Below are 10,872 nucleotides of genomic sequence, written 5' to 3'. Positions count from 1 at the left end.
CAATGATAGTATGCTTCTCGCATGCGAAAGTAGGTCACCGCCAGACTTTTATTTATTGTCCAGACGCCGTCTGGGCAACGACAATGGCCCTCTTTCAGAGGGCTTTTGTTTTTGTGTTATTGATAGCGGATTGCTATAATGGTGATCATTGGGGATGGGCGTTAAGCCCATTTTTTATTTGTAAAATCAGGCAATAAGGTTTGCTATGCAGGATTTGAATGCACTGTTGGAGAAATCCCTTGATCAACTTGGATATGAGTTGGTTGATATGGAGTTGGCCAATCGTGGCAAATTGATTCGATTGTTTATTGATAAGCCTGATGGAATCAATATCGATGATTGCGTGTTGGTAAGTAACCACTTGAGCAATCTGTTGGCTGTAGAGCATGACATAGATTACGACAGGCTGGAGGTGTCTTCTCCCGGTCTGGATAGAGTTCTGAAGAAGGAATCCGATTTTGTGAGGTTCTCTGGCGAACGTGCCCAGGTGAAATTGCGTGTGCCGGTAGAGGGCAGAAAAAATTTTTTAGGCATATTGCGTGGCGTGGATCAGGAGTGTCTTGTATTGGATTGTGATGGTGCCGAGCAGCGTGTTCCGTTTTCCAATATCGATAAAGCAAGATTGTCCCCTGAGTTCTAAACACCAATTTTTTGGCGGAGATTGAAATGAGTCGCGAAATATTGTTACTGGTCGATGCGTTGGCCCATGAAAAGAATGTGGCCAAGACAGTGATTTTTACGGCACTGGAGTTGGCGTTGGCCTCTGCTACCAAGAAACGCTTTAGTGAAGATGCTGATGTGCGTGTAGCGATTGACCGTGATAGTGGTGAATACAGCTCTTTCCGTCGCTGGCAAGTGGTTGAGGATGACTTGCTGGAAAATCCTGCTGCCCAGATTGCGCTAGATGATGAACGGGCTGCTGGCCTAGAGGTTGGTGACTATATTGAAGAACCGCTGGAATCTGTAGAGTTTGGCCGTATTGGCGCGCAGGCTGCCAAGCAGGTGATCCTGCAAAAAGTGCGTGAAGCCGAACGTGAGCAGATTCTGGAAGACTTCCTGGCTCGCAAGGAACACTTGGTCACCGGTGTGATCAAGCGTATGGAAAAAGGGAATGCGATTATCGAGATTGGTCGACTGGAAGCGATATTGCCACGCGAGCAGATGATTCCCAAGGAAAACCTGCGCGTAGGCGACCGTGTGCGTGCTTATCTTTCCCGTATTGAGCGTGGTGGCCGCGGCCCGCAGCTCATGCTGTCCCGTATTGCGCCGGAATTTTTGGTCAAGCTGTTTGAGCTGGAAGTGCCGGAAATTGAAGAGGGTCTGCTGGAAATCAAATCAGCCGCGCGTGACCCTGGCTTGCGCTCCAAGATTGCAGTAAAAGCTAACGACCAGCGACTTGATCCTGTTGGTACCTGTGTCGGCATGCGCGGTTCACGAGTGCAGGCTGTAACGGGCGAGTTGGCGGGTGAACGCGTGGATATTGTGTTGTGGTCCATGGAGCCTGCCCAGTTCGTTATCAATGCTATGGCGCCCGCGGAAGTATCGGGGATTGTGGTGGATGAAGATGCACATAGCATGGACGTGATCGTGGATGAAGAGCAATTGGCCCAGGCGATCGGACGCAACGGCCAGAATGTGCGCCTGGCTTCGGAGCTGACAGGTTGGATCCTGAATATCCTGACTGAAGAAGAAGCAGCCAAGAAGAATGAAGAAGAGCACAGCGGTATTCTTCAATTGTTCGTCGAGAAGCTGGATGTAGACGAAGAAGTAGCGGAAATTTTGGTCCAGGAAGGATTCAGCACCCTGGAAGAAATTGCTTATGTGCCATTGGCAGAAATGAGCGAGATTGAGGCATTCGACGAAGATACGATCAATGAGCTGCGCAAGCGCGCGCGCGCGGCATTGCTGACCGAGGCGATTGCCAAGGAAGAAAAGGTGGGCGAACTGGCTGAAGACCTACTGCACATGGAAGGTATGGATGAAGTGACCGCACGCACCCTCGCGGGGCAGGGTGTAGTCACGATGGATGATTTGGCCGACCTGGCAGTCGATGATTTGGTTGAGATGACCGGCATGGATGTCGAACGCGCAAAGCAATTGATCATGACTGCACGCGCACCCTGGTTTGCCTGAGAGGCGCACAGCTAGCAATGGCTGTAAAGAATGCACTGGCTGACAGTGCAAATGAAAGAGATTGGAGTAACAGATGGGACAATCGAGCGTAGCACAGTTTGCCACGGAGTTAGGGCTGCCGGCAGAATTGCTTTTGGAGCAATTGAAGGGGGCGGGTGTCAATAAGGCAACATATGAGGACGCCTTGACCGAGCAGGATAAAACTGCCCTGCTGGAGTATCTGCGCAAGGAGCATGGCGCGCAGGAACCTAAAAACAAGATTACGCTGACACGCAAGCAAGTGACTGAAATCAAGAAGTCCGATAGCAGCGGCAAGGCTCGTACCATTCAGGTGGAGGTGCGTAAAAAACGCGTGCTTGTCCGGCGTGATCCAGTTACAGAGACTGGCGAGGAAGCGGTAGGTGAATCTGTTGTGGATGAGCCTATCGTGGCTGAAGCGATTGCTGTGGTCGAGTTGGCACCTGAGCCAGTAGTAGAAGTGATACCAGAGCCAGAGGAGCCTGTCGTGCAGGCCGAGCCAGAACCAGAGCCGGTGGTGGAAGCAGTCCCTGAGCCCGTGGAGGTTGCTGCAGCTCCTGTTGAGAAGCCAGTGCCTGAAGCGCGCCCCAAGTTGACAGCCAAGGAACTGCTCGGGGCTGATGAGTTGGCTTTGCGCGAACGTGAAGCCAAGCGTCAAGCGGCATTGATGGCAATTCAGGCGGAAGAGCTGCGCAAGAAGCAGGAATTGGCGCAACGCCGACAGGAAGAGGCCAAGCGCGCAGCAGAAGCTGCGGCAAACAAATTGTCGGAAGGCACGCTGCATAAGCCAGCAGCCAAGGAAGCGCCCAAGGCGGATGACAAGAGTGTCAAGAAACCTGGCAAGAGTGGCGGCAAGGAATGGAGTGACAGCGGCGATGGCAAGAAGCGCGGCGGTGTGAAATCACGTGGCGATGGCGGCGTTGCTGCTGGTCAAGGCTGGCGTGCCCATAAGGGCAAGTCCAAATCCAAGGGTAATGATGCGGCGCAACAGCACGGCTTCATGGCTCCCACCGAGCCCATCGTGCATGAGGTATTGGTGCCTGAAACCATTACCGTGGGCGATTTGGCCCACAAGATGGCGGTCAAGGCCAGTGAAGTGATCAAGACTCTGATGAAGATGGGCATGATGGTGACCATTAACCAGGTGCTGGATCAGGAAACTGCGATCATTATCGTGGAAGAAATGGGACACAATGCCAAGGCAGCTGCTTCCAACGATCCGGAAGCATTTCTGGACGAAGCGGAACATGCTGAAGCCCTGCAGGAATCCCGTCCACCTGTCGTGACCGTCATGGGTCACGTTGACCATGGTAAGACTTCGCTGCTGGATTACATCCGCCGCAGCCGTGTTGCGACTGGTGAGGCGGGCGGTATTACCCAGCATATCGGCGCCTATCACGTGGAAACTCCGCGTGGCATGGTGACCTTCCTGGATACGCCAGGCCACGAAGCATTTACTGCAATGCGCGCACGTGGCGCCAAGGCAACGGATGTGGTGATTCTGGTGGTGGCAGCGGATGACGGCGTGATGCCGCAAACCGTGGAAGCCGTGCACCACGCCAAGGCAGCAGGTGTGCCATTGGTTGTTGCTGTGAACAAGATTGATAAGCCTGAAGCCAACCCTGAACGCGTTAAGCAGGAATTGGTCACGCATGAAGTTGTGCCTGAAGAATGGGGCGGCGATGCCATGTTTGTTGAAGTCTCCGCCAAGACTGGCCTGGGTATAGACAATCTACTGGAAGCCGTGCTGCTGCAGGCTGAAGTGCTGGAACTCACTGCACCGAAGAATATCCCGGCCAAGGGCCTGGTGATTGAAGGCAGACTGGACAAGGGCCGTGGTCCGGTTTCCACTATCCTGGTGCAGGCTGGCACGCTGAAGCGCGGTGATATGATCCTGGCAGGCACTGCTTATGGTCGGGTGCGCGCCATGCTGGATGAAGCTGGCCGTGACGTCAAGGAAGCCGGACCTTCCATCCCGGTCGAGATCCTGGGCCTGTCCGATGTGCCTGGTGCCGGTGAAGAAGTCACTGTGCTTAATGATGAACGCAAGGCGCGTGAGATTGCATTGTTCCGTCAAGGCAAGTTCCGCGATGTGAAGTTGGCCAAGCAGCAAGCCGCCAAGCTGGAAAGCATGTTTGAGCAAATGGGCGAGGGCGAGGTCAAGGCATTGCCATTGATCATCAAGTCCGACGTTCAGGGCTCCTACGAAGCTTTGTCCATCTCGTTGCAGAAATTGTCCACCGAGGAAGTCAAGGTCAATATCATCCACACTGGCGTGGGTGCCATTAGCGAATCTGATGTGAACCTCGCAGCAGCATCTAAGGCGGTGTTGATCGGCTTCAACGTGCGTGCCGATGCTGGCGCGCGCAAGCTGATCGAAAGCTCCGGCGTGGATGTGCGCTACTACAACATCATCTACGAGGCTGTGGATGAAGTGAAAGCGGCGCTGGGCGGCATGTTGTCGCCAGAGCAGAAGGAAAACGTCATCGGCACCGTGGAAATCCGCGAAGTATTCCGTATTTCCAAGGTTGGTTCCGTTGCCGGTTGTTACGTGCAGGATGGCGTAATCCGTCGTAATTCCAAGATCCGTCTGATCCGTGACAATGTGGTGATCCATACCGGTGAGCTGGATTCGCTGAAGCGCTTCAAGGATGACGTCAAGGAAGTGAAATCCAACTTCGAGTGCGGCTTGTCACTGAAAAACTACAACGAAATCGAAGTTGGCGATATCCTCGAAGTCTTTGAAGTCGTGGAAGTCGCGCGGACCCTGTAAGCCATGGCCAAGGAATTTTCCAGAAGCGACCGCGTTGCCGAGCAGATTCAGCGTGAACTCGCTGATCTGCTGCAATTCGAAGTGAAGGACCCCAGGGTTTCTTCCATGGTGACCGTGACCGAAGTCGAAGTCAGCGGCGACATGGCGCATGCCAAGATCTATTACACTGCGCCGCAAGGCACGCCTGAATTGCAGAAAGGCCTGGAGAAAACAGCTGGCTTTCTGCGTAGCCAGCTTGCCAAGCGTTTGCTGTTGAGGACCGTACCGCAACTGCATTTCAGTTACGATGCCTCGATCGACCGCGGTATGCATATCGCCAAGCTGATCGATGAGGTATTGCCTCCCCCCTCACCTGATCAAGACGACGAGTCTGCCTGAGTAAAGCGGTACGCTGTGCAACAATTCAGGCGAATCAAGCGCAATATCGATGGTGTGCTATTGCTGGACAAGCCATTAGGTATTTCATCCAACCAGGCCTTGCAGATCGTCAAGCGGCTCTACCAAGCGGCCAAGGCTGGCCATACCGGCAGCCTCGACCCGTTGGCTAGCGGCTTGTTGCCGATCTGCCTGGGCGAAGCCACCAAGTTTTCCCATTTCTTATTGGATGCCGATAAAAGCTACCGAGCATTGGTGACGCTGGGCAGCACAACCACGACAGGCGATGCCGAGGGCGAAGTGCTGGCGCGCTTGCCTGTTACCACGACGCAGCCCGAATTGGAAGCCGCGCTAAAAAAGATGGTCGGTGATATCCTGCAGGTGCCTCCCATGTATTCCGCCTTGAAGCATGGCGGCAAGGCGCTGTATGAGTATGCCCGGGATGGTGTGGAAATTGTCCGCGAGCCCCGGCCTGTGACCATACATGCCATTCAACTCGAGCGGTTTGAAGGCGAACAGTTCGAGATGGTGGTCTCATGCAGCAAGGGCACGTATATACGGACGCTGGCAGAAGACATTGGCAAGCTGTTGGGGTGCGGCGCCCATCTCGGTGGCTTGCGGCGCCTGACGACGGCGCATTTCAATCTGCAGGATGCAGTCACGATCGAACAGCTTGAACAGATGCCGCTGGAGCAGCGTGATGCAGTCCTGCTGAGAGCGGATGTCGCGATCGAGAACTTGCCCCAGGTGATTCTTGACGACGATAGTGTCTTTTATTTATTGCGTGGCCAGGAAGTGTGGAAATCCGGTTTAAACATTGAGGGATTGTTCAGGCTTTACTCTGCTCAAGGCGCTTTTCTGGGTATTGGGGAACAAACTTCCCGAGGCTCTATCGCCCCCAAGCGTCTGCTTCGTCAAACGGGCTAGCCAGGTACTCACTTAATTGGTTTTGTATTCGTGAATGAAGATTTCGTTTTGCCATGGGGCCAAGATAATCAAAAAGTAAGTCAATATTGATTTATTGAACTTATACTTGAACAGAGTTATAATCAAAAGTTGATTGTAAATGAATGCACTAGCGGGCTTGATGTAACCTGCATTTGCATTGACGCAAAACACATCGCACAACACAGGATTAAGTTATGGCAATTACAGTTCAAGAAACAGCAAAGATCGTTGCTGATTTCCAACAAGCTCCAAACGATACAGGTAGCCCAGAAGTTCAAGTTGCGCTTCTTAGCGCCCGTATTACTTATTTGACAGAGCATTTCAAAAGCAATGCTAAAGACCACCACTCCCGTCGTGGTCTGTTGAAGCTGGTAAGTCAGCGCCGCAAGTTGCTGGACTATCTCAAGCGCAAGAATGCTGATCGCTATCGTACATTGATCGAACGCTTGGGTCTGCGTAAGTAATCATCGCGCACTTGTGAACTCATAGGATAAGCCGAAAGCAAAGCGGAAACGCGGTGCTTATCGGCTTATTTTTTTATATAAAGGACAAATATTGTGACGGCAATCAAGAAAACGATTACCTATGGTCAGCATGAGCTGACACTTGAAACCGGAGAAATTGCACGCCAGGCGGATGGCGCAGTGATGGTCAGCTACGGCGACACCGTGGTGCTGGTGAGCGTAGTAGGCAAGCGCGAAGTGAAGGAAGGCCAAGACTTCTTTCCGCTGACCGTGGACTATCAGGAAAAAACCTATGCCGCCGGCAAGATCCCTGGCGGCTTCTTCAAGCGCGAAGGCCGTCCTTCCGAAAAGGAAACGCTGACCTCCCGCCTGATCGACCGTCCACTGCGCCCGCTGTTCCCCGAAGCCTTCTATAACGAAGTGCAAGTGGTCGCAACCGTGATGTCTTCCGATCCCGAGATCGATGCTGATATTCCAGCGATCATTGGCGCTTCCGCAGCACTGGCGATTTCCGGCATCCCGTTCTATGGCCCGATCGGCGCAGCACGCGTGGGTTACATCAATGGCGAGTACGTACTGAACCCTACTGCCTCTCAGCTCAAGGAAACCCAACTGGACCTGGTCGTTGCGGCAACCGACAGCGCCGTATTGATGGTGGAGTCCGAAGCCAAGGAACTGCCGGAAGATGTCATGTTGGGTTCCGTGGTCTATGGCCATGAGCAAATGCAGGCTGTCATCAATGCCATCAATGAGCTGGCAGCTGAAGTCGGTAACGAGCCTTGGGATTGGACGCCTCCAGAGGCCAATACCGAGCTGATTGCCAAGGTTGAAGCATTGGCGGGCGCTGACATCAACGAAGCCTACAAGATCAAGTCCAAGGGCGCGCGTTCCGGCAAGCTCGATGAAATCAAGAGCCGCGTATTGGGCGAGCTGATTACAGAGACGACTTCTACCGCTGAAGCCAACGAAATCAAGGGTGCGCTGTTCAACCTCGAAGCCAAGGTGGTGCGCAGCCAGATCCTTAATGGCGAGCCGCGCATCGACGGCCGCGATACCCGCACCGTGCGTCCGATCAGCATCCGTACCGGCGTATTGCCGCGTACCCATGGTTCTGCATTGTTCACCCGTGGTGAAACCCAGGCGCTGGTTGTCGCGACATTGGGCACCGGCCGCGACGAGCAGATCATCGACGCGCTGCAGGGCGAATATGCCGACCGCTTCATGCTGCACTACAACATGCCTCCATACGCCACCGGCGAAACTGGCCGTGTCGGTACGCCTAAGCGCCGCGAAATCGGCCATGGCCGTCTCGCCAAGCGCGCATTGCTGGCAGTATTGCCTAGCCAGGAAGAGTTTGGCTACACCATTCGCGTGGTGTCCGAAATCACCGAATCCAACGGCTCTAGCTCCATGGCCTCCGTCTGTGGCGGCTGCCTGTCGTTATTGGATGCCGGCGTGCCTGTGAAGGCGCATGTTGCTGGTATTGCCATGGGCCTGATCAAGGAAGGCAACCGTGTGGCTGTGCTGACTGACATTCTGGGCGACGAGGATCACCTGGGCGACATGGACTTCAAGGTGGCTGGTACCGAATCCGGCATTACTGCGCTGCAGATGGACATCAAAATCACCGGTATCACTGCGGAAATCATGCGTGTCGCCCTGTCGCAAGCCAAGGAAGGCCGTCTGCATATTCTCGGCCTGATGAAGGAAGCTGTCGGCGAGAAGCCTCAGGAGCTCTCCGCATTTGCGCCGCGCATTATCACCATGAAGATCAATCCCGAGAAGATCCGCGATGTGATCGGCAAAGGCGGCGCGGTGATTCGCGCATTGACCGAAGAAACCGGAACCACGATTGACATTGAAGAAGACGGCACGATCAAGATCGGTTGCATCAGTGCCGAAGCGGGCGAAGAAGCCAAGAGGCGCATCGAGGCGATCACTGCCGAGGTGGAAGTGGGCCAGGTCTATGACGGCACCGTCCTCAAGCTGCTGGATTTCGGTGCGATCGTTTCCTTGCTGCCAGGCAAGGATGGCTTGCTGCACATTTCCCAGATCGCACATCAGCGTGTGAATGCCGTGGCTGACTTCCTCAAGGAAGGCCAAGTGGTCAAGGTCAAGGTGCTGGAAGTGGACGACAAGGGCCGTGTGCGCCTGAGCGCCAAGGCATTGCTTGATGCGCCTGTGGCAGAGGAAAAAGCTGAAGAGCCTTCAACAACAGCGGATCAACAGTAAGTTAGCGGTTGTTGCTGTAATTAAAAAAGCCGGGGGATACCCGGCTTTTTTTTCGCAGTAATACTAGTTAAATGCTTGATGCGAAGCTGAAGCTACAATTTGGGAGTCTGCCCTTGGCTCTCGCGGGCTTTGCGCGGTAGGGATATGAAAATAAAAAGGCCGGTTTAAAACCGGCCTTTTTATTTGAGCACACACAAGGTAATGAATATATCTTGTGCGGGAAATCAGGGCGAGAAACGCCTATCACAATAAAATGTTACTATTCTCGAACAGTGTATTTACTTGGCAACCTGCTTTTCGCGGATTTCATCCAGCGTTTTGCAATCGATGCACAATGTTGCAGTTGGGCGGGCTTCGAGCCGTTTCAGGCCGATTTCTATGCCGCAGCTATTGCAATAGCCGTAATCGCCTTCATTAATCTTGGACAGAGTCTCGTCGATCTTTTTGATCAGCTTGCGCTCGCGATCACGGTTGCGCAGCTCAAGCGCCATGTCGGATTCCTGGCTGGCCCTGTCGTTGGGGTCGGCAAACATGGTGACTTCGTCCTGCATGGTATGCACCGTGCGGTCAATGTCATGACTCAACTCTGCTTTCCAGTCGTTCAGAATTTTCCGGAAATGATCAAGTTGCTTTTCATTCATGTATTCCTCGCCATCCTTGGGTTGGTAAGGAACGAATTGTCTTGTGATTGCTTCAGTCATGTCCGCCTTGAAAGAATTGATTTCGGTTAACAGAAAAATAAAGCAGGCGCAAGTGTACACTGAATAGATCGGTGATGCAAAAGCCTTGCTGGCGAGGCCTTGGGCCAGCAAGGCCCTAAAGAGATTTATGCTGTTGCCGGGCCAGCTTTTCGTAGCTCCAGCGCTGTCAGCGTATTCTGCATCAAGGTAGCCACTGTCATGGGGCCAACACCGCCTGGGACCGGGGTAATCCAACTGGCACGCTCCTTTGCCACGGCAAATTCAATATCGCCGCACAAACTGCCGTCTTCCAGGCGGTTGATGCCAATATCAATCACAATCGCGCCGGGTTTGATCCATTCCCCTTTGACTAGGTTGGGTTTGCCCACTGCTGCGACGACTACGTCGGCACGCTCAACATTGGCTTTGAGATCTTTGGTGTGGCGATGGCAACTGGTGACTGTGCATCCGGCAAGTAATAGTTCCAGCGCCATCGGGCGCCCAACGTGGTTGGACACACCTACCACGACGGCATCCAAGCCAAGCAGCTTCATACCGGTGGATTGCAGCAACCTGATCACGCCATAAGGTGTGCAGGAGCGCAATGTGGGTTGACGAACTGCGAGTCTGCCGATGTTATAGGGATGAAACCCATCGACGTCTTTTGTCGCGCTGATGGTTTCAATGATCTTTTTCTCTTCTATATGTGCAGGCAACGGGGACTGTACCAAGATGCCATCAATTTCTTCATCATCATTGAGTTGCGCAATCAGCGCCAGCAGATCAGCTTCGGAGGTGCTGGCAGGCAAGTCGTAAGCGAGAGAGCGGATGCCGGTTTTCTCACAAGCCAATCTTTTGTTGCGTACATAGATAGAAGAGGCTGGGTCGTCTCCTACCAGAATGACGGCCAAAGCCGGAGCGCGTAACCCTTTTGCCAAACGATTGTCTATAGAGGATTTGATATCGTTCAGAATCGTATCGGCGATCGCTTTTCCGTTAATGATTTGGGCAGTCATGGCAAGTTGTCTGAAAAATAATTCGCTATTTTAGCAGAATCTGTTTGACCTTCCCGCGGGAGTACGCTATATTTCACGCCTCTTCGGGGTGTAGCGTAGCCTGGTAGCGCGCCTGGTTTGGGACCAGGATGTCGGGAGTTCGAATCTCTCCACCCCGACCAAATTTTTTAATGATTAAATTGCCCGACAATCTGCCCGTAGCTCAATCGGATAGAGCACCAGCCTTCTAAGCT

10 protein-coding genes and 1 tRNA gene are annotated in these 10,872 nt (G+C 53.3%); 9 read left to right on the top strand and 2 right to left on the bottom strand.

The genetic code is table 11. The features are described 5' to 3' along the window. The 8 genes from V7Z75_RS13560 to pnp form a co-directional block, all read left to right on the top strand. The coding region (locus tag V7Z75_RS13560; RefSeq protein WP_334109188.1) for a hypothetical protein at window positions 1-197 on the top strand (197 nt) is incomplete at its 5' end. Between the two features lie 8 nt (window positions 198-205). Further along, window positions 206-640 carry a ribosome maturation factor RimP gene (gene rimP, locus V7Z75_RS13555; RefSeq protein WP_334109187.1) on the top strand — a complete coding sequence of 145 codons (435 nt, stop codon included), beginning with the start codon at window positions 206-208 and terminating at the stop codon, window positions 638-640. Window positions 641-666: 26 nt separating this feature from the next. Further along, window positions 667-2,133, top strand: a complete 1,467-nt coding sequence (gene nusA / locus V7Z75_RS13550) for a transcription termination factor NusA (protein WP_334109186.1) — start codon at window positions 667-669, stop codon at window positions 2,131-2,133. A gap of 73 nt (window positions 2,134-2,206) precedes the next feature. Next, entirely contained in the window at window positions 2,207-4,924 is a 2,718-nt protein-coding gene (infB, locus tag V7Z75_RS13545; protein ID WP_334109185.1) for a translation initiation factor IF-2, read from the top strand. Between the two features lie 3 nt (window positions 4,925-4,927). Beyond that, a complete protein-coding gene (gene rbfA / locus V7Z75_RS13540) occupies window positions 4,928-5,302 on the top strand; it encodes a 30S ribosome-binding factor RbfA (protein ID WP_334109184.1) in 375 nt (124 codons plus the stop codon). 15 nt (window positions 5,303-5,317) lie between these two features. Beyond that, window positions 5,318-6,226 carry a tRNA pseudouridine(55) synthase TruB gene (gene truB, locus V7Z75_RS13535; protein ID WP_334109183.1) on the top strand — a complete coding sequence of 303 codons (909 nt, stop codon included), beginning with the start codon at window positions 5,318-5,320 and terminating at the stop codon, window positions 6,224-6,226. A 215-nt stretch (window positions 6,227-6,441) separates the two neighbouring features. Continuing rightward, entirely contained in the window at window positions 6,442-6,711 is a 270-nt protein-coding gene (gene rpsO / locus V7Z75_RS13530; protein ID WP_015829110.1) for a 30S ribosomal protein S15, read from the top strand. A gap of 93 nt (window positions 6,712-6,804) precedes the next feature. After that, entirely contained in the window at window positions 6,805-8,943 is a 2,139-nt protein-coding gene (gene pnp / locus V7Z75_RS13525) for a polyribonucleotide nucleotidyltransferase (protein WP_334109182.1), read from the top strand. A gap of 278 nt (window positions 8,944-9,221) precedes the next feature. Here pnp and dksA read toward each other — a convergent pair whose 3' ends face one another. Next, the gene (gene dksA / locus V7Z75_RS13520) at window positions 9,222-9,644 is read right to left on the bottom strand and encodes an RNA polymerase-binding protein DksA (protein WP_334109181.1); all 423 of its coding nucleotides are present in this window, start codon (window positions 9,642-9,644) and stop codon (window positions 9,222-9,224) included. Window positions 9,645-9,769: 125 nt separating this feature from the next. After that, window positions 9,770-10,639 carry a bifunctional methylenetetrahydrofolate dehydrogenase/methenyltetrahydrofolate cyclohydrolase FolD gene (folD, locus tag V7Z75_RS13515; protein ID WP_334109180.1) on the bottom strand — a complete coding sequence of 290 codons (870 nt, stop codon included), beginning with the start codon at window positions 10,637-10,639 and terminating at the stop codon, window positions 9,770-9,772. Between the two features lie 84 nt (window positions 10,640-10,723). On the opposite strand from folD, the gene V7Z75_RS13510 reads away from it, so the two are divergent. Next, window positions 10,724-10,800, top strand: a tRNA-Pro gene (locus tag V7Z75_RS13510). Window positions 10,801-10,872: the final 72 nt, after the last annotated feature.

The organism is Methylobacillus sp. (genome assembly GCF_036844465.1).
GTDB lineage: Bacteria > Pseudomonadota > Gammaproteobacteria > Burkholderiales > Methylophilaceae > Methylobacillus.
The sequence above is the reverse complement of the archived record's forward strand: the minus strand, read 5'-3'. Positions and strand labels throughout refer to the sequence as shown.